Origin of the sequence: Neisseria sp. 27098_8_158 (assembly GCF_041433145.1) — a bacterium.
GTDB lineage: Bacteria > Pseudomonadota > Gammaproteobacteria > Burkholderiales > Neisseriaceae > Neisseria > Neisseria subflava_E.
In genome coordinates, this window is sequence record NZ_JAPWAZ010000003.1 from 111,334 (window position 1) to 130,772 (window position 19,439).

Genomic DNA, 19,439 nt, shown 5'->3' on the forward strand with positions numbered 1-19,439 from the left:
GTTCAGACGGCCTTGTTGTTTTGTTGCCAAACCAAGTCGCAGATACCGTCTTTGGGTACGAAGCCTGTCGGTGCGCGCAACAAAAGCTGGCGCAGGCTGTTTTGGTCGCTTTGGAGACAAGCGGTTTGGAGTTCCGACAGTATGTCAGATAATTGCGTCCATGGAAGCATTACTTCACTGGCGGTCATAATACGGGGATGAGTGGTTTTTTGAACCTCGTCGCCGATGAGCAGTTCTTCATAAAGTTTCTCGCCCGGGCGCAGGCCGGTAATCTTGATTTCGATGTCGCCGTGCGGGTGTTGCTCGTCTTTGACCTTGAGGCCGCTGAGGACAATCATTTGACGGGCAAGGTCGATGATTTTGACGGATTCGCCCATGTCGAGGACGAATACGTCGCCGCCTTTACCCATTGCGCCGGCTTGGATAACCAGTTGCGCCGCTTCGGGAATGGTCATGAAGTAGCGGGTAATGTCTTGGTGGGTAAGGGTAATCGGGCCGCCTTCGGCAATTTGTTTTTCAAATACTGGGACAACGGAGCCGGACGAACCCAATACATTGCCGAAACGTACCATGCAGAAGCGTGTTTTTTGTTCCGGCTCGGCGGCAAGCGCTTGTAGGCAGAGTTCGGCCATGCGTTTGCTGGCGCCCATGGTGTTGGTCGGACGGACGGCTTTGTCGGTGGAAATCAAAACAAAGGTGGAAACACCCGCATCTACGGCAGCCTGTGCGCAGCAGAGTGTGCCGAACACGTTGTTTTGAATGCCTTCGATGGTGTTGAACTCGACCATAGGGACGTGTTTGTAGGCCGCAGCATGATAAACGGTGTCGACGTGATAGGCCTTCATGATGCTGCTAAGGCGTTCTTTGTTTTGAACCGAGCCCAAAAGCGGTACGACTTCGACTTGACTGCCTTGCGCTGCTTGGGTTTCGCGCAATTCTTTGTCTATGCTGTACAGGGCAAATTCGGATAATTCAAACAACAGCAGTTTGGTCGGACGGCAGTTGAGAATCTGACGGCAAAGTTCGGAGCCGATAGAGCCGCCTGCGCCGGTCACCATCACGACTTTGTCGCTGATGTCGGCACTCATCAATTCAGGGCGCGGTGCCACAGGGGCGCGGCCGAGCAAATCGACCACAGAGATTTTTTTCAATGAGCTGACGTTGATTTTGCCGTCGACCAAATCTTTCATGCCCGGAATGGTCAGGACTTCGCATTTGTATGCTTCGAGGCGGCGGATGATGTCTTTGCGTTCTTCCGGCGTAGAACTTGGAATCGCTAGCAGAATTTTGCGGACGCCGTAGCGGCTGATCAGCATCGGGATTTCGTTGGGGTTGTAGACGGCAAGGTCATAGATGACGGTACGTTGGATTTTCGGGTTGTCATCGACAAAGGCGATGGCCGAGTATTCGTTAACCTGTTTGATGGCTTCCAACAACTGGCGGCCGGATTGGCCTGCACCGTAGATGATGACGGGGGTCATCTGTTTGCGGTGATGATCGGTCAGAATCGCACGCAGGATCATGCGCGAGCTGGTAACGCCGACCACCAAGACCAAGAAATAGACGATGGGCAGGGCAAGGTGTAGTTTTTGTTCAAAAATCAGGGTGGTCAGGCAGAACAAGACCGCTGAAATGATGCTGCCGAATGCGGCGGCGGTCAGGACGCGGATGCTGACGAAGCGCGTAACGGCGCGGTAGAGGCCGATACGGATGAAAAGGATGATGGTCAGCAACGCGGTGCTGCCGAAAGCCAGCCAGTTGGCGATACTCAACCATTCGTCGGAATATTGCACTTTGAGGCTTTGGGCAAACCAAAACGCCACGAATATCATCAAGATATCGTGGATGACGAAGAAGGTTTTTTTTAGATTGCGCGGCAGAGCCAGCAGGGTTTCCAAGTTCATTTTATATTTCTTGTGTCTGAGTGTTGTAATGTGGCTTGGTACGGATTGTTTGAAGCAGGCTGTTTTATTTTTTCAGACGGCCTGAAGTTGCAGGCCGTCTGAAAATGATTATGCCGTGGCTTCAGTCAATACGGCTTCGATGTTTTCTTTGCAGAACGCAATTTCTTCATCGGTCAGGGTTGGGTGCACCAAGAACATCAGGCTGGTGTCGCCCAACTCGACAGCGTTTTTCAAACGCTCTTTCGGACGCCAAGGCGTGTTGTCGAAGGCTTTTTCCAAATACACTTCGGAGCAGCTGCCTTGATAGCAGGGGACTTTGCGCGCGTTCAGTTCGCTGACGATGCGGTCGCGCGTCCAGCCGTCTTTCAGGTGTTTGGGTTTGACGAAAACGTAGAACTTGTATTGCGCGTGTTCGATGTAGTCGGCCACTTCGACCAAACGGATGCTGGCGAATTTGCCCAAGCTTTCAGCCAGTTTGGCGGCGTTTTCTTGGCGGCGCGCCGTCCATTTGGGCATGCGTTTGAGCTGGATGCGGCCGATGACCGCCTGCATTTCCAACATGCGCCAGTTGGTACCGAAGCTTTCGTGCAGCCAGCGGAAACCTGGTGCGTGTTCGCGGTTGTACACGGCGTCATAGCTTTTGCCGTGGTCTTTGTACGACCACATTTTGCTCCACAGCTCTTTGTCGTTGGTGGTTACCATGCCGCCTTCGCCGCCGGTGGTCATGATTTTGTCTTGGCAGAACGACCAAGCGCCGATGTGGCCGATAGAGCCGACGGATTTGCCTTTGTATTTCGCACCGTGCGCTTGGGCGCAGTCTTCGATAACCCACAAGTTATGTTCTTTGGCCAAAGCCATGATGTCGTCCATTTCGGCAGGCATACCGGCAAGGTGAACCACGATGATGGCTTTTGTGTTTGGCGTCAAAGCGGCTTTGATGGTTTCGGCGCTGATGTTTTGGCTGTTTAAATCGACATCGGCGAAAACCGGATTTGCACCGGCGGTCACGATACAGGATGCGGAAGCCAAGAAAGTGCGCGAAGTGACAATCACATCATCGCCTTGGCCGATGCCCATTGCTTTGAGGGCTACGTCCAAAGCCAACGTACCGTTGGAAAGGGCGACGGCGTATTGCGTACCGACAAAAGCAGCAAATTCTTTTTCAAATTCGCGACATTCCGTACCTGTCCAGTAGTTGACTTTGTTGGACAGCAGGACTTTGGAAACGGCATCGGCTTCTTCTTGAGTAAAGCTTGGCCATGGGGAGAGTGATGTATTAAGCATTTGTTTTTCCTGCAAAAAGACTGGTTGAGCCTTTGGGGGCGATTTCTTCCAGCAGTTGGCGGTTGATCAGGGTGTATTTCTGACCGTTGATTTCGACGTATGCGCCGTCGTAAGGAGGGAACCAGAAGGCGCGGATTTTCTTCTCGATATTGTCGCCGTCGCGGATTTGCTTCATGGCTTCCATCTCGTCACGGCTGACGTAGCGGCCACCGATGTTTGGCGTGGTTGGCAATTTGGTTTTCGACTCGATGGCGCGGGTGATGATGCGTCGTGCGAAATCTTCCAATGCCTGCATGGTTTTGCGTTCGAGCGATTGGGCGGTTTCTGTTTCAGCGTCAATAGGGAAACGGTCCACTTCAATAATTTCGCCGGTATCGATGGAAGCATCGACGTAGTGGGCGGTATTGCCCCATTCGTTCAGCTCGTCCATGATGGCCAGATTGTAGCCGCCTGTGCCTTTGTATTCGGGCAACAGCGCAGGGTGGAAGTTGATCGTGCCTAAAGTCGGAATGCTCAGGAATTCATCACGCAGCTTGCGCCAGTAAAGGACGGACAAGCCCAAATCGTATTTCAGACGGCCTTCTCGCATTGCTTCCAAAGCCGTATCGAAGGTGTACAGGGGCAAGCCCAATTCCTGCGCAGCAGCCGTGGTCGGCGAGCCTTGCAGATGGCTGTCGGTCAAGACACCGACGATTTCGATATGGTCTTGTTTGGTCAAAAAACGAAGCAGGTTGGCGGAAACCTGTTTACGACCCATAAATAAGATTTTCATGGAGAAATGTCCCTTATGCATTTGCTTTTTCGGTGGCGGAAGTTGTCAGTGTAGTCAATTCTTCCAGGGTGTTTATCCAAAGGGTGGGCTGGTATTCACGACCGTATTGCTCGGGCTCGGCTTGATGAATATTGTGCGGCTTAGGCATGATGCCTATGGAGAGCCAACCCAGTTTGTTGGGTGCGACAAAATCTTTTTTGATGTTGTCGCCGATGTAGATGAAACGTTTTGCAGCCGGATATTTGTTTTGCAGGAAGACAAAACGCTTATCGTCGGGTTTTTCCGATTGCGTGGCTTCCGAAATCAAAATGTCGTCAAACAAATCGGTCAAACCCAAGGCCTGTATTTTCAAACGCTGTGTCAGGCTGCGGCCGTCTGTAATCAGGGCGCGTGCGGCAAAAGGGCGCATCAGCTTCCGTAAAAAAGACGGTTCGACATAGGGTCGGATAACAGGCCTATGTAGTCGATATTGCCACAAAAGTGATTGTTTCTCTAGTTCGTTTAATTTGCAATGATGACACAAATTGTCGAGCCAGTCTTTACTTTTATTGTCTGCAATTTCATTTAGTACGTCAGCATCGTATTGAGGGTAAAGCGACGTAATGATTCCTACAACTGCCTGTATTCCGGAGCATTTGTAGTCGTACTCAGAGTAAAGCGTATCGTCAAGATCGAAGACGATGACGGATTCTTCCGGCTTAATCATGTTCTCTTACCAAAACCTTAGCATCGTAACGAAGCATGATTAAATTGTTTTCCCAGACGTCGGAGAACGGGACGTCTTGGTCGCCGATATATTCTTGAATCAGCCAGCCCGGATAGTTGCCGCCTGCGGCGTAAGTCAGCGGGAAACCGCCGCCGAAACGCGGGTTGATTTCCACACCGTAGGTCGTATTGTCGGTTTTGCTGACGAAGAATTGCGCGGTAATGCAGCCGCGTGCGCCTTCCAATACGGCCATTTTTTCAACCAGCTCTTCATACAGGGCATTGCGTCGGGTTGCGCCTTTGCTGACTTCGCCGGTGCGCACTTCCAAACGTTCGCGAGGAATGGCGCATTTCAGACGGCCTTGACGGTCGTAATACATATCGACGGTAAACTCGGAAAAAGCATTTTCAATATCGATATATTGGGCGAACATCATTTTCGGGTCTTCGGTAATGTCGACAGTCAAATCAGCCGGTGTGTTGATTTTTTTCGCACCGATGGCTCGGCTGCCGTCATAAGGCTTGGCAAAACACGGGAAAACCAAGCGGTCACGTTCGTAAATTTCAGGCGAACGGATGCCGTATTGTGCAAACAGGCCTGCGGTCAGGCGCTTGTCGCGGCACAGGGTAATCAGTTTTACATCGGAAATGACAATATGTATTCCTTCAGCTTCAAAACGGTCACGTGCTTCGGCCAGTTTGAGCAGCTCGGTATCGATGGTTGGCACAATCAGACCGATGTTGTGTTGTTTGGCCAGCTCGAAAATGCTGTCAATGTATTCGGCTGCATCGATGCGTGGCACGCTGAAAGCGCGGTCGGCAACATGGCAGGCAGAAGACATGTGGGGGTTGAGGTCAGTGGCAAAAACGCCGATGCCGTCTGAAAAACGTGCGGCTTCGGTTTGGAAGTCCTGCACCAATTCGACGCGGCGACCTGCCGACAGAATCAGTATGTTATTTTTTTTCATCAGTTTTATTACCCGTGAAATAAGGCATGGTGGCTTCTCCTTCGGCCGAGATGCCTTCTTTGACGAAGACTTTTTTAACCGTCAGGAACAAAATTTTGATATCCAGCCAAAAGCTGAAGTTGTCGATGTACCAAACATCGTGGGCGAATTTTTCATCCCATGAAATGGCGTTGCGGCCATTGACTTGCGCCCAACCGGTCACGCCCGGTTTCATTTCGTGGCGGCGGTTTTGGAAGTCGTTGTACAACGGCAGGTAGTGCATCAGCAGCGGACGAGGGCCAACTAGACTCATCTCGCCTTTTAAGACATTCCATAATTCAGGAAGTTCGTCCAAACTGGTAGCACGTAATTTTTTGCCGAAATCGGTCAGGCGTTCGCTGTCCGGTAGCGGGTTGCCGTCTTTATCGATTGCATCGCACATGGAGCGGAATTTAATCATTTTAAACGGCTTGCCATCCTTGCCCGGCCGCTCTTGGATGAAGAACACAGGCGAGCCTAAGTTTTTGCGGATGAGGTACACCAAAATCAAAAACACAGGCGACAGGATAATCAGCCCCGAAGCGGAGGCAACAATGTCAAACAGGCGTTTGAAAAATTTATTCATGAGCTAATCTTTCAATCAGGTTGACGATTTTTTGATAGGCAACGTCGCGTTTGAAGCGGCGGACGATTTCTTCGGACTGAACAGGATCGTTTTTGCGCTTCAGAATATCTTTGGCGGCTTGAACGAAACCGTCCACATCGCCGGAACGGTAGTTCGCATGCGGCAGCAGGGTAAGGACTTTGGCAACTTCGTCGTTGACCTGGCTGTTCAGAATCGGTTTTTGCAAAGCCATATAGTCGGACAGTTTGTTGGTAATCGACTGCATGGCGTAAGAGTGGATGGCGTTGACGGAAATGTCGCAGCCTTTGGCGACCGACATCATTTCGGCGTAAGGAATGTAGCCGTAGAACTTGATGCCGTCGCAGGCATATTGTTTGAGCCTCTCCAAATCGGGGCCACCGCCCATGATGTGCAATTCGACGTTTTCACCGGCATCCAACAGTTTGCGAACGCCTTTGCACACGGTTTCCACGTCATAGCTGTAACTGAGCGTGCCCAAGTAGAAAAAGCGGGTTTTGTCGTCGCCAAAATCTTTAGCAGGCGCGGCATCGAGTTTGGGAAAATCAGCGCCGATATAGACGACTTCGCCGGGTACGTTCGGATTGGCTTCTTTGGCGCGGTCGAGATAAGTCTGCGATACGGCAACCAGCGCATCGGCGTAGCGGTAGGCTTGGTTGGCGCGTGAAGCAAAGGGCAGCAGGTTGTGCGGTACTTTTTTCAAAAACGGTACGACCGAGGAGAAAGACTCCGGCCATACATCCTGCACATCGACAATCAGTTTGTAGCCCAAACGCGTTTTGTGTTTGCCCAACAGCAGGTTGGTGGCAATCAGCGGATAGGCGGAAAAGACGACGTCTTGTTCGCCCGGACGGCAGTTTTCCAACCATTTTTCAAAATGTTTGACAAAGCGGTGATGGCTGGTCACGCGTCCCAAAGACACGTTTTTGCTGTATCCGCTTTCTTCCAACAGCATGACTTTCAGACGGCCTTGTGAGGCGGCCTCGGCATCTTCGGGCCGTCTGAAAGATTTGTCGTAGTGCTTGAAGTTGCTGGTAATCAGCAACACGTCATGCGACTGCGACAACAGCTCGGCAAGATACCAGAAGCGGTTGAAATGCGGCTCGGAAGGCAGCGAGCAATAAGGGGCGACGATGGTAATGTTCATGTTTCAGACGGCCTTACATTTCGTACGCAGCCATGGTGGTGCGGTAGATTTCGTCGTCGGAGCATAAGGTTTCGACATGTTTGTGCAGGGCTTTGCCCATTTGACTGCGCAACTCTGGATGCTTGATGAGTGTATCGACGGCTTCGATAAACGCTTCGTCATCGCCGAAAGGAATGCAGTAGCCGGTTTGGCCGGTGATGACCATTTCGGAAATGCCCGCCATGTTGTAGGTCACGACAGGCGTGTCGTAAAGGCCGGCTTCCAAAATATTGTTGCCGACACCTGCGCCGTGGTCGCCTACGCAATGCGGCGTGTTCACCAAAATATCGACTTCTTTGAAGTAGCCGGTCAAGTCGCGGACACCGCCGAGGAAGGTGACTTTGTCTTCAATGCCCAAACGTTTGGCTTGGGCTTTGAGGTTGTCCATTTCTTCGCCGATACCTGCAACGTTGAGGCGTACAGGCATACCGCGGTCAACCATTTTCTTCAAAATATCCAACATCAGATGCACGGCGCGGACGGTGTCCAAACGGGAAAGCGTGCCCAGTTGGACATAGTCTTTGACCGTTTTTTCAGGAACGAAATCTGCTTTGTGCAGGGCGTTGTAAGTGTAGGTGATGCGGTTGGCAGGGAAACCGTAACGGATGAGTTTTTCGCGTTCGTGTTTGCAGTTGCCGATGATGTACACGCCCAGCTTATCGAAAAGCTTGGCAATTTTCGGATAAGTTTCCGGATCAAGGCCGCGCGCGTGGTAGAACACTTTGGTTTTCGGCGAGGCAAACTTGGCCGCAATGGCGCAGGCCGGAACGATACGCGCCATTTGGCAGTGAATCACATCAGGTTTCTCTTTTTTCAGCAGTTTCATATAGGCAAACATGCCTTTGACGTAACCCAATAATCCGCCTTGGTAAAAATCAATCGGCTGCCAACGGATGCCCAATGCTTGCGCTTCCTGAATCAAAGGGCCGTCTGAAGAGGCCAATACGATATCGTGTCCGCGTTGTTTGAGCAGGCGGCCGAGGCGGAAAGTGGCGTTTTCAGTGCCACCGAGGCCGGACATGGAAGTAGTCAGGATGATTTTCATGATGGTTTCTTCGTATCGTATAGTGTTTCATTGTATGCGTAAGCGGCCATATCTTTCAGCTTGGGCGCAACAAATACGCTGTAAATAAAAATCAGCAGGCAGGGCAGCCAGATAAACGGCATACGCAAAATGGTGGACGGAATAAAACCGGCCAGCAGGAAAATGCCCAAGGCAACCCAAGCCAAAACGCGCGATTTGCCGGTTACTGCGCGGTTTGAGGCGGTGTAGAGGAAATAACACGCTACAAAGGCAATAAAGCCGAGTAAGGAAATCATGCCGAAACCCAGATATAGCTCGATGATGAAGCTGTGCGGGTTTTCAAAGCCCAAGCTGCCGCTCAAATGGCCGCCGAAATATTCGCGGAAGTTTTTAGGACCGTAGCCGGTCAGCAGCAGGGGCGGATTATTCCAGAAGTAGTTGTAAATCTCCTGACGGTAGGACACGGAGTTGTCGCTGCCTAAGTCGTACAGGAAGAGGTACACGCGGCTGGAAAAGCGTTCCAAAAACTGGTTGCCGTTGAGCGACAGCAAAAATTCCGCAATCGCTCGTGACGGAATCATCGACAACACCAACGCCAGTAAACCAGCGACGCCGACCGTAATAAAACCGTTTTTGCGATAGGCCGTATAAACCAGCAAAATCAACAGGTAACAGCCGATGGCGGTACGCGATACGCTGGCAAAAATGGCCATGCCCAACAGCAGGAACAAGCCCCAGCCCAGCAGTTTTTCTTTGTGTTTCCGTCCTTGGAGTTGGAAGAAAAACAAAATGGCAGGCGCAAGGCAGACTGCGGTGGCGGCAAGGTTGTTTGGGTTAAAGAACAAGCCTTTGAGCGAGCCTTCGTCAATGGCCAATTCATCGCTGGCACTCACAAACTGAATACCGGTGGCCAGCTCTGCAAACGGTGGCACGGCGATAAACAGCGTAAATACGACAAGGAACTTCTGAATCGTTCCCAAAGGGTCGTCGGCGCGCTTCAATACTTGGTAAAACAAGTAGAAGAAAGCCGGAACCGCCATAAAAAACAAAATATCCATGTACTGCGTCGGCGTCAGCGACGTAATGCCCATGTGGATGGCAGGCCAGATGCACATGGCAGTCAGGGCGCAGAGCATGGCAAAAATCTTGCGCGGAATATGCTTGCTTTCCAGAAAAAATACGACAAAACCAAGCAGTACAAATATCAGGGTCAGCGGGTTATCAATACGCGGTACGCCGACCTTAAAGGACAGCGCGGGCCCCAGCATATAGGCTGCGAGCATGATGTATAGGATGTAAGTGTATAAGTTCAGACGTTTTATTTTCATAGTCGTTCTGTTGTTATCGTAGAGACGTGAATCTCAGGTTGGCTATTTTGCCGAACGGTTTAATTTGGCTTTGATTTTTTCGGTCGCGGCAAATAGTGCGTGTTTGTATTTTAGGAACAGGAAACCCAGTCCGACTGCCCATGCCAGCGCAAACCAAATATAGTTGTCGCGTGTACCCAGCCAAGTGTAGGCAAGGCAGATTATCAGGCAGAGCGTTGAGTTGGTATAAATCTTCAGGCGCGGCAAAGGCTGCCACAGGCGTGAAGAGAATTCGGTTTTCAAGATGAAAAACAGCCAAAAAGCCGTTGCGCTGGCCATAGCTGCACCTTTTGCACCAAATTTCGGTACCAACAGATAGAGTAGGGCGGTATTGGCGATAAAGGCAACGATGTTGATGACAGTAATCAGCCAAGTCGAGCGGACGACGTTCAAACCGATGCCGCTGACTTCGGTCAGCGTGTAAAACAGGGGGAAGAGCATACACGAGAGCAGGATAAATTGAACCTGCGTGTATTTTTCCGGCAGTATCCAGGTCGCCATCGGCGAGAAAATCCCGATGAGGCAAATCATTGCGCTGATGAGGACGGTCATGGAAAGCGTGATGTCGCCGATTTTGTCCAGATTGTTTTTTTCTTCTACCCATTTGAACACCAAAGGCGCCCAAATGGTGGAGAACACGCTTTGGAAAATCAAGGCGACGGCGCCAAAGCTGACCGCCATCGAATAAATGCCCAACTCGTCCAAGCCAGAGATGTTTTTGAGGACAAAGCGGTCAATCGAAGTCAGGCCCCAATAGGCCAAGTTGCCGAATGCCAGCGGCAGGCCGTAGCGCAGGCCGTCCCGATGCAGCTCGGACGACCATTTCGCATGGGAAACGGCTTGCAGATCTCGGCGCAGTTGATAGATCAACAGTAAAACAGTCAGCACTTGGGCTGCGGTGTAGGCAAAAACCAGCGAAGTAGTATTGGCAGGCAAGCCGGAAGCAATCACGGCAAAAACCAACACCAAAATCAAGAATTTCGGCGCAAGCTGGCTGACGGAAAAAGCCAATGCCTGCTCTTTCATCCGCAAAATCAAGGCTAAAAAACGGATAATCAGCGTGGTGGCTAAGAAAATCAGGAAGAGAATCCCCAAATTCGCACTGGGGATGTCGAAAATGATTTCAGACGGCCATGATGCGTTTATCAGCAACACTAAAACCACAACCGCCACCGTCAGAATCAATGGCGATAAAAAAACGGATTTGAACAGCGCGGCCTTGTCTTTAACGGCGTAATAGTCGCGAATATAGGATTGGTCCAGCCCCAAGCCCAAGAGCAGAATGCTCAGTCCGGCAATGGTCTGCAAGAGTACGATACGGCCGATGTCTTCCGCAGGGAAGTACCATGAGATGAGCGGCAGGGAAAGCAGGCCGAAAGCGGCGCTTCCTATCGGGCCCAATGCGTAGCCGAGGATTTTTTTCGCGTTCATATTATTTGTTTTCAGACGGCCAGAAGTTCGAGCTGAGCGTTTTTCGTAAGAGATGCGTTGTTACCGTTGCCGGTTTGCCAAGGCCGTCTGAAAAACAAATGGCCTTGGGAAACCGGCCGCCGTCCCGGTCGGGGAAACCGGTGGCAGCCGGATGCGTCTGAAGCAAGATTATGCTTTGATGACTTTAGGATTTTTCACTGGGAATTTGCCGCGAGTATCGACAATCAGCTTGGCATGTTCGGTGATCATGTCATAGTCGAATTTGTCGTGATCGGTGGTCAGAACCACGCAGTCGTATTGAGCGACAGTTTCAGGGGTCAGCGCTTCGCTCTTCAGGTCGAAGTAGTGGTGGCCGGGGATATGTGGGAACTCTGGAACGTGCGGGTCAGAGTAGGAAACCACTGCGCCCAGTTTGTGCAGGCGGTCCATCACTTCCACAGACGGGCTTTCACGCATATCGTCCACGTTTTTCTTGTAGGCGATACCCAATACCAAGATTTTGCTGTCTTTGATAGAACGGTTGTGGTCATTCAAAGCCAGGCCGACTTTTTCGATAACGTAGTCGGGCATGTGGGAGTTCACTTCGCCAGCCAGCTCGATGAAACGGGTGTTTACACCGTATTCTCGTGCTTTCCAAGTCAGGTAGAACGGGTCGATAGGGATACAGTGGCCGCCCAATCCAGGGCCTGGATAATAAGCAACGAAGCCGAACGGTTTAGTTGCAGCGGCATTGATGACTTCGTGAATGTCGATGCCCATTTTGTCGGCAACGATTTTCATCTCGTTCACCAAGCCGATGTTTACGGCGCGGTGGATGTTTTCCAGAAGTTTGGTCAGCTCGGCAGCTTTGGTGGAGCTTACTGGAACAACTTTATCGATGGCAGGTTGGTACAGCGCAAGGCCGACTTCCAAACACGCTGGGGTATGGCCGCCGATGACTTTTGGAATGGTACGGGTTTCAAAGTTAGGGTTGCCCGGGTCTTCACGCTCAGGAGAGTAAACCAAGAATACGTCTTGACCGACTTTCAAGCCGCCTTCTTCCATGCGTGGCAGCAATTCTTCTTCGGTAGTACCGGGGTAGGTGGTGGATTCCAAAGACAGCACTTGACCGGCGCGCAGGTAAGGTTTTACCGCATCGGTAGTGTCGATCACAAAGCTCATGTCCGGCTCGCGGTATTTGTTCAGCGGAGTCGGTACGCACAAAATGACGGCTTCTACTTCGCCGATGCGGGAGAAGTCGGTCGTTGCTTCAAACAGGCTGTTGGAAGCAGCGGCAATTTTGTCGGAAGGGATATGCTCGATGTAGCTTTCGCCTTTATTGAGCTTGTCGACTTTGTTGGTGTCAATGTCGAAACCCAAAACTTGGTAACCGATGTCCACATAGCGCAACATCAGTGGTAAACCGACGTAGCCTAAGCCAACGATGCCGATTTTTGCGGTCTTATCGGCAAATTTTTGTATCGTAATGTTTTTCATGATGTCTTTCGTTTAATGAATGAGTAAATCGGGAGTGTTTGCCCGATGCCTGAGTTGTTTGCTGCAACCGCATAGCCATAGCCGGCTGCTGTATCGTGTGAAGCCTTAAAACCATACTTATAATTGCATTAGACAAAATCATAAGCACTTATCTGATTCGTCTCAATCAAAAAAGTTTAACGGTCGTTCAGACGGTCTCTATGGTATGGAAACGGTATTTTTGAATACTTAATTTTTAGAAATTACATTCAACCACATGTTTTGATTTTAGATATTGTTTTGTCAAATGTATGATTCATGAAATGAAACTACCGTTTATGCCGTTTAAAACCCTTCTAGAATAAAAATTTTTAATAAATTTTCGTGGCTTAACTTATCTTAATAATCCATTATTTCGTGATGAAAAAAAGGAAAATTTGTCGACAATCGGCTTGAGGATAGTTAACTTAAGTCAAAGTTTTAAATTGGAATACGCTAAAGTCATTATAATATATTGACGAAAAAATTACATTTATTGCTATGTAAATGATAGATATGTCCTATTAAAAGTGGTTTGATTATTAAGTTGAGGCAATTAGACGGATTTTTTCCGGAGAACCCATTTAATGTCCTGCCTGATGATTTCTACCGATTGACTTTGCCAAGGGCCGTCTGAAAGTAGGGCGGCCGGATTTTCAGGGAGGGAGAAAAGAGGTTTGCCTGCGCCTAACAGTTTCGGTGCTTGGTAGAGGACGATTTCATCCACCAAGTCATCCTTCAGGAAGGCTGAAGCAAGTGTTGAGCCGGCTTCTACCAGAACTTCGCCAAAGCCAAGTTCTGCCAGTTGCGGCATGAGTGAAAGAAGATTGATGCGGCCGTTGATGTGTTCAGACGGCCTGATAATGCGGATATGTTCAAATTTACCCAGCGCCTGCAAACGTTGTTCGTCTGAGGAAAGGGTAACGATAACGGTCGGGCTTTCGGTATCGGTCACGAGGTGGCAGTCCAAAGGGATTTGCAGCCGGCTGTCCAAGACGATACGCGCAGGTTGGCGTAGGGTGGGAAAGCTGCGGACGTTGAGTTTCGGGTTGTCGGCAAGCACGGTACCGATACCGGTCAAAACGGCGCAACTTTCGGCACGGAGAATTTGTACGTCTTCGCGCGCTGCTTCGCCGGTAATCCAAAAGCTGCGGCCGTCTGAAAGGGCGGTTTTGCCGTCCAAACTGGCGGCGCATTTGAGGCGGACAAATGGTCTGCCGCGTTCGATACGCGACAGGAAACCGCGGTTGAGCTCGCGCGCCTGAGCTTCCAACAAACCGCTTTCGGTACGGATTCCGGCGGCTTCCAGCATAGACAAGCCTTTGCCTGCGACCAACGGGTTAGGGTCGGTCATGGCGGCGACCACGCGCGTTACGCCGGAATGAACCAGCGCTTCGGCGCATGGCGGTGTGCGGCCGTAATGGCTGCAAGGTTCCAGCGTGACATAGGCTGTTGCACCTTTTGCCGTAGCTCCGGCCTGCCTTAATGCGTGAACTTCAGCGTGCGGCTCGCCTGCTTTGACGTGGAAACCTTGTCCGACGATTTGTGCGCCGTGTGCAATTACGCAACCGACGCGGGGATTGGGGGAAGTAGAAAACCGCCCAAGCTTGGCCAGCTCGAGGGCGGTTTGCATCATTTGGGTATCAAGTGCGGAAAACATGGTTTCAGACGGCCTTATTTGGCTTTGCATTCGGCGATGACTTGGGTGAATTCGGAAACGTCTTTAAAGCTTTTATAGACGGACGCGAAGCGGACATAAGCAACTTGGTCGATTTTTGCCAGTTCCTCCATCGCCATTTCGCCAACGATGTGCGAAGCGACTTCTTTTTTGCCCAAACGGTAGAGGCGCTGCTCGATCAGGGCAACGGTTTCATCGATTTGTTCTTGTATGACAGGACGTTTGTGCAGCGCGCGCTCAAGGCTGGTCTGCAGTTTGTGCGGATTGAAGGGAACCCGTGTGCCGTTGGATTTGATGACTTGCGGCATCCGCATTTCAACGGTTTCAAAAGTGCTGAAGCGTTGTCCGCATTCCAAGCATTTGCGACGGCGACGGATGCTGTTGGTGTCTTCTAGCCATCGCGAGTCGGTTACTTGTGTGTTGGGGTGTTGGCAAAACGGGCACTTCATCGGGTTTCCTTGTCATACGCTCGGCAAGGTCGCTAAGCAATTGAATTTATTGTTTGTGAACTATTATTGTAGCGGATTGCGTTATTTTCGTATAGTAAAGGCTTTGTCTATGGATTAAGTATAAAAAGGCCGTCTGAAAGGGCAACTTGAGCGAAGTTGAGCCTTTCAGACGGCCTTGAGTTTTTCAGCCAATCAAACGTCAAACCGATACGCCGACGGCACGGGCGATTTCCAAACCTTCTTCCGCGCTCATGTAAACCGGATTGTCGGGGCGGTCGCTGAGGACAATGTCGCCGTCTTGAAACATCACCAATTCATTGACTGCCAATTGCGACCAGGTTTCATCTCGCGTCAGGGGCAGGGTGGCGATGACGGAAACTTTATCGTTCGGGGTGGTCACTTCTGAAAAATCGACCATGACATCATCGTCCAGCAAACGCGCTTTACCAAACGGGGCTTTGCGCACGATGTAGTGCAGTAAGGTGCTGGCGTGGGCAAACAGGCAGTCGCCGTTGGACATCACGAAATTAAACAAGCCATAGCGGCGGATTTCATGGGTCAGGCCGGCGATGGCATCAAACAAAACTTCAGGTTCGGGCTTGGTGGCAAAACGGCTGCGCAGGCGGTTGAGAATAAAGCAGAACGCGCGTTCGGAATCGGTCGTGCCGACGGCATGGTAGTACTCGCCCTGCTCGGGGTAAAAATCAATCAAATGGCCGTTGTGGGCAAACAGCCAATATTCGCCCCACATTTCGCGCATGAAGGGATGAGTGTTCGCCAATGAGGTCTGGCCTTGTGAGGCCTTGCGGATATGGGCGATAACGTTTTCAGATTTGATTTGGTAGGCGCGCACCAAGTCGGCAACGGGCGAGTTGGCGCTGGGTTTGTCGTCATGAAACAAGCGCACGCCTTTGCCTTCGAAAAAGCCGATACCGAAGCCGTCGGCGTGGTGGTCAGTAATGCCGCCGCGACGGCGGAAGCCTTCAAAAGAAAACATGATGTCTGTGGGCGTGTTGCAATTCATGCCGAGCAGTTGGCACATGGTGTTAACCTTTATTTTTGGGGTATTTATAGGGTTATTATGGTGTATCGGGCAGGCAGTTTCAATATGTAGAGTGTGATATGTTTATAACTATCTCATACTTGGCGGGCCGTCTGAAAAATTGCTGTCAAAAATTCAGACGGCCTTAAAGTGTTCCCAGACCGGGCGGCATTGTTCGGGTAAGTCGGGGCAGGTGCCGAGTATGCCGCCGCTGAAGTCGTTGAGGCGGTGGAAGTCGCTGCCTGCGCTGGCGAGAAAGTCGAAGCGGTCGGCAAGCAGGGCATAGTTGAGGCGGTCGTTTTTACAGCAGTTGCCACTGTGCACTTCAATTCCTGCGCCGCCAAGGTTTTTAAATTCTTGAAACAGGTTTCGTTTGGCGGTGGCGGATAATTCATAGCGCATCGGGTGGGCGATAATGGCCATGCCGCCCGCGCCTGTAATCGCGGCTACGCAGTCTTCCAGTGTGGCCCATTCGTGTCTGACGGAACAGGATTTGCCGTCGCCCAGGTATTTGGTAAATGCCTGCTGTTTGTTTTTAACATGGCCTGCGCGGATGAGGAATTCAGCAATGTGGGTGCGGCTGGCCATTTCTTTGTTGGCGGCTAATGCCAGCGCACCTTCATACGCGCCTGTTATGCCTTTTTTCTCCAGTTTGGCCGCGATGGCTTCCAATCGTTTCAGACGGCCTTTGCGGACTTTAGCAAGAAGGTTTTGCAGGGTTTCGTTGTGTTCGTCAAAGTCCAAGCCGACAACGTGGATGGTGCGGCCGCGCCAAGTGACGGATATTTCTACGCCGTTGATGAAGGAGAGGCCGAGGGTATTGGCTTCGGCGCGAGCTTCGGCCAGTCCGCCGGTGTGGTCGTGGTCGGTCAGGGCGAGCAGGGTGCAACCGTTTTGACGGGCGAGTCGGACGACTTCGGTTGGGGAGAGCATGCCGTCTGAAACGGTCGAATGGCAGTGTAAATCAATCATGGTTTTGCTTTGAATTTTCTCAAAAAAGGCCGTCTGAACGTTTCAGACGGCCTTGATTTGTTAGAACAGAGAGTCCAGTTGTTGTTTGTTATTGTTGCCGGTATTGCTTGGCAGAACTGGGGTTTCGTCTAATTCTTCACGGGCTGGCGCATTGCCACTCTCGGTGCGGCGGCGGTTTTCATTCGGAACCGCGCGACGGGCAGGTTGAGTGGGGCGCGGCGCAACGCCGCTGTTGTCCAAGGCCAGGTCGGAGCTGGTGGTCATGCGTTCGCGCATATACACTTCGCCACCGTTCGAAACCACGCCCTCAGGGGCTTTCATCGGTTTGACGCTGGTGCCTTTCAGGGCAAAGCGCATGTATTCTACCCATACCGGTACGGCGATTGTACCACCGTAACCTGCACGACCCATGCTGCGCGGTTTGTCAAAGCCGATATAGACGGCAGTCACAACGCTAGGGTTGAAGCCGACAAACCATGCGTCTTTGTTGTCGTTGGTGGTACCGGTTTTACCGGCGATGTCGGCGCGGCCGAGTGCGGCTGCACCGCGTGCGGTACCGACACGGACAACGTCTTGCATGATTTTGTACATGATGTAGGCGTTGCGCGGGTCAATGGCCTGAGGCGCGTTCTCACCGGCTACCAAAGGCTGCATTTGCGCTCTCAGACGGCCTTGGCTGTCGTAGATTTTGTCGATGACGTGGGCAGATACTTTGTAACCGCCGTTGGCAAAGACGCTGTAACCTTCTGCAATACGCAACGGCGTGGTTTCGCCTGTACCCAAAGCCATAGACAGGCTGGCAGGAATTTCAGACGGCTTGAAGCCGAAGCGTTGGATGTATTGTTGCGCGTAACCGATACCGATAGACATCAGGATGCGGATGGATACCATGTTTTTCGAAGCGGTCAAAGCCTGGCGCAGCGTGATGTAACCGGAATAGCGGCCGTCTGAATTTTTTGGGTTCCACGCTTTACCGTTTGCACCTTTGCCCGGCAGGGAAATCGGCGCATCGTTAATCATGGTGGAAGCAGTCATGCCTTTTGCCAAAGCGGCGGAATAAACGAACGGTTTGAACGTCGAGCCGGGTTGGCGCATGGCTTGAGTTGCGCGGTTGAAGGTTTTGCTGTGGTAGTCGTAGCCGCCGACCAATGCGCGGACTGCACCGGTTTTCGCATCTAAAGACACCAATGCGCCTTGCAGCAAAGGCTCTTGAACGACGGTAAAGGTATCGCCGCTGCCTTTAACGCGGATGACGGATCCGCGGCGGATGCGGTCTTCGCCCATTTTTTCGTTGTTGACGGCACGGGCGGCAAAGCCTAAAGCGTGGCTGTTCAGCGTCACTTTACGGCCGCTCGGCAACTGAATCTGTACACCTTTACGGGAGGCTTCCAATACAACTGCCGGAATCATTTTATCGACGGTGTAAAGCGTAGAAAGGTATTGGCTGACAGTTTCTTCTACGTTGTCGCTTTTGCTCAGGTCAATGTAGTTTTCTGCACCGCGGTAGCTGCTGCCGCGGTCAAAATTACGCAGGACTTTACGCAGGGCTTCGGTGGCCACGCGCTGGTGTGCGGTGTCGACGGTGGTGTATACCTTGAAGCCTTGCGTGTAGGCATCTTCGCCGTATTTCTCAAACAGCTCTTGACGCACCATTTCGGCAACGTACAGGGCGCTTTGATCGATGTTTTGTACAAAACGCTCGTAATGCAACTCTTCTTTCAAAGCCTGATCGCGTTGCTGCAGGGTAATCATGCCTTCTTCCAGCATATTATTCAGAATATAAGCCTGACGCAGTTTGGCGCGTTCAGGATTTACAATCGGATTGTAGGCGGAAGGGGCTTTGGGCAAGCCGGCCAACATGGCGGCTTCGGCCAATGTTAACTCGTTAACATTTTTGTTGAAATAAATTTGGGCTGCAGATGCAAAACCATAAGCGCGTTGACCCAAATAGATTTGGTTGAAGTACAGCTCCAAAATCTTGTCTTTGCTCAAAGACTGCTCGATTTTGTAGGCCAACAGGGCTTCGTTGAATTTACGGGTGAACGAACGCTCGCTGCTCAGGTAGAAGTTTTTAGCAACCTGTTGCGTAATCGTACTGGCACCGGATTGGACGCCGCCGGCCATGACGTTGCCGATCGCGGCGCGCGCCACACCCCAAACGTCCACGCCCCAGTGGTCGTAGAAGCGTTTGTCTTCGGCGGCAATCACGGCATTTTTCAAAACTTTGGGAAAGTCACCGATTTTGGTGAATTCACGCCGTTGCTCGCCGTAAACGCCAATCACTTGGCCGTCTGAAGAATAAATCGTCAGCGGCATTTTGGGTTTGTAGTGTTGTAAAGTGTCCAAAGACGGCAGTTTCGGATAGGTGACCAAAATTGCAATTGCAATCAGCCCCACGCCGAAAAGAGCCAGTCCCAATAAGAGACCCAGGCAGGTCGTTATAATCTTTTTAATCATGACTAAGTAATAATTTGCCATTAATGGCGATAAATAAAGTAAAATGGGAAACGATTTCTATCAGCCACAGTCAATACTGTGCAA

At 51.2% G+C, this 19,439-nt stretch carries 16 protein-coding genes; all 16 read right to left on the reverse strand.

Annotation, left to right across the window (positions count from 1 at the left end; all coding sequences use genetic code 11):
• Positions 1-2: 2 nt before the first annotated feature.
• The 16 genes from O3681_RS08840 to O3681_RS08915 all read right to left on the reverse strand — a co-directional run bounded on the left by O3681_RS08840 (position 3) and on the right by O3681_RS08915 (position 19,355).
• Positions 3-1,904 (reverse strand): nucleoside-diphosphate sugar epimerase/dehydratase, encoded by a 1,902-nt coding sequence (locus tag O3681_RS08840; RefSeq protein ID WP_308881672.1) that lies wholly within the window; start codon positions 1,902-1,904, stop codon positions 3-5.
• 108 nt (positions 1,905-2,012) lie between these two features.
• A complete protein-coding gene (locus tag O3681_RS08845) occupies positions 2,013-3,188 on the reverse strand; it encodes a DegT/DnrJ/EryC1/StrS family aminotransferase (protein ID WP_371459774.1) in 1,176 nt (391 codons plus the stop codon).
• The gene (locus O3681_RS08850) at positions 3,181-3,960 is read right to left on the reverse strand and encodes a methionyl-tRNA formyltransferase (RefSeq protein ID WP_070814986.1); all 780 of its coding nucleotides are present in this window, start codon (positions 3,958-3,960) and stop codon (positions 3,181-3,183) included. Before O3681_RS08850 ends, O3681_RS08845 begins: the two co-directional genes overlap by 8 nt.
• A 13-nt stretch (positions 3,961-3,973) precedes the next feature.
• A complete protein-coding gene (locus O3681_RS08855) occupies positions 3,974-4,666 on the reverse strand; it encodes an HAD family hydrolase (RefSeq protein WP_371459775.1) in 693 nt (230 codons plus the stop codon).
• Positions 4,659-5,633 carry an ATP-grasp domain-containing protein gene (locus tag O3681_RS08860; RefSeq protein ID WP_371459776.1) on the reverse strand — a complete coding sequence of 325 codons (975 nt, stop codon included), beginning with the start codon at positions 5,631-5,633 and terminating at the stop codon, positions 4,659-4,661. Before O3681_RS08860 ends, O3681_RS08855 begins: the two co-directional genes overlap by 8 nt.
• A complete protein-coding gene (locus tag O3681_RS08865) occupies positions 5,620-6,237 on the reverse strand; it encodes a sugar transferase (RefSeq protein WP_371459777.1) in 618 nt (205 codons plus the stop codon). Before O3681_RS08865 ends, O3681_RS08860 begins: the two co-directional genes overlap by 14 nt.
• Positions 6,230-7,402 (reverse strand): glycosyltransferase, encoded by a 1,173-nt coding sequence (locus tag O3681_RS08870; protein WP_371459778.1) that lies wholly within the window; start codon positions 7,400-7,402, stop codon positions 6,230-6,232. The genes O3681_RS08865 and O3681_RS08870 overlap by 8 nt, the downstream gene beginning before the upstream one ends.
• Positions 7,403-7,415: 13 nt before the next feature.
• Positions 7,416-8,486 carry a glycosyltransferase family 4 protein gene (locus tag O3681_RS08875; protein WP_254347044.1) on the reverse strand — a complete coding sequence of 357 codons (1,071 nt, stop codon included), beginning with the start codon at positions 8,484-8,486 and terminating at the stop codon, positions 7,416-7,418.
• A complete protein-coding gene (locus tag O3681_RS08880) occupies positions 8,483-9,793 on the reverse strand; it encodes an O-antigen ligase (protein ID WP_150537188.1) in 1,311 nt (436 codons plus the stop codon). The genes O3681_RS08875 and O3681_RS08880 overlap by 4 nt, the downstream gene beginning before the upstream one ends.
• Before the next feature lie 42 nt (positions 9,794-9,835).
• Positions 9,836-11,263, reverse strand: coding sequence for an oligosaccharide flippase family protein (locus O3681_RS08885; protein ID WP_107724029.1), 1,428 nt, complete (start codon positions 11,261-11,263; stop codon positions 9,836-9,838).
• Between the two features lie 168 nt (positions 11,264-11,431).
• Positions 11,432-12,739 (reverse strand): nucleotide sugar dehydrogenase, encoded by a 1,308-nt coding sequence (locus O3681_RS08890; protein ID WP_004520865.1) that lies wholly within the window; start codon positions 12,737-12,739, stop codon positions 11,432-11,434.
• A 574-nt stretch (positions 12,740-13,313) separates the two neighbouring features.
• Positions 13,314-14,417, reverse strand: coding sequence for a bifunctional diaminohydroxyphosphoribosylaminopyrimidine deaminase/5-amino-6-(5-phosphoribosylamino)uracil reductase RibD (ribD, locus tag O3681_RS08895; protein WP_371459877.1), 1,104 nt, complete (start codon positions 14,415-14,417; stop codon positions 13,314-13,316).
• 14 nt (positions 14,418-14,431) lie between these two features.
• Positions 14,432-14,884: a transcriptional regulator NrdR gene (gene nrdR, locus O3681_RS08900; RefSeq protein ID WP_371459779.1), complete on the reverse strand. Its 453-nt coding sequence runs from the start codon at positions 14,882-14,884 to the stop codon at positions 14,432-14,434.
• A gap of 199 nt (positions 14,885-15,083) precedes the next feature.
• A complete protein-coding gene (locus tag O3681_RS08905; RefSeq protein ID WP_070460457.1) occupies positions 15,084-15,926 on the reverse strand; it encodes a class II glutamine amidotransferase in 843 nt (280 codons plus the stop codon).
• Between the two features lie 135 nt (positions 15,927-16,061).
• Entirely contained in the window at positions 16,062-16,898 is an 837-nt protein-coding gene (locus O3681_RS08910) for a PHP domain-containing protein (protein ID WP_150540630.1), read from the reverse strand.
• 60 nt (positions 16,899-16,958) lie between these two features.
• On the reverse strand, positions 16,959-19,355 hold the full coding sequence (locus O3681_RS08915) for a penicillin-binding protein 1A (RefSeq protein WP_107724033.1): 2,397 nt from the start codon (positions 19,353-19,355) through the stop codon (positions 16,959-16,961).
• Positions 19,356-19,439: the final 84 nt, after the last annotated feature.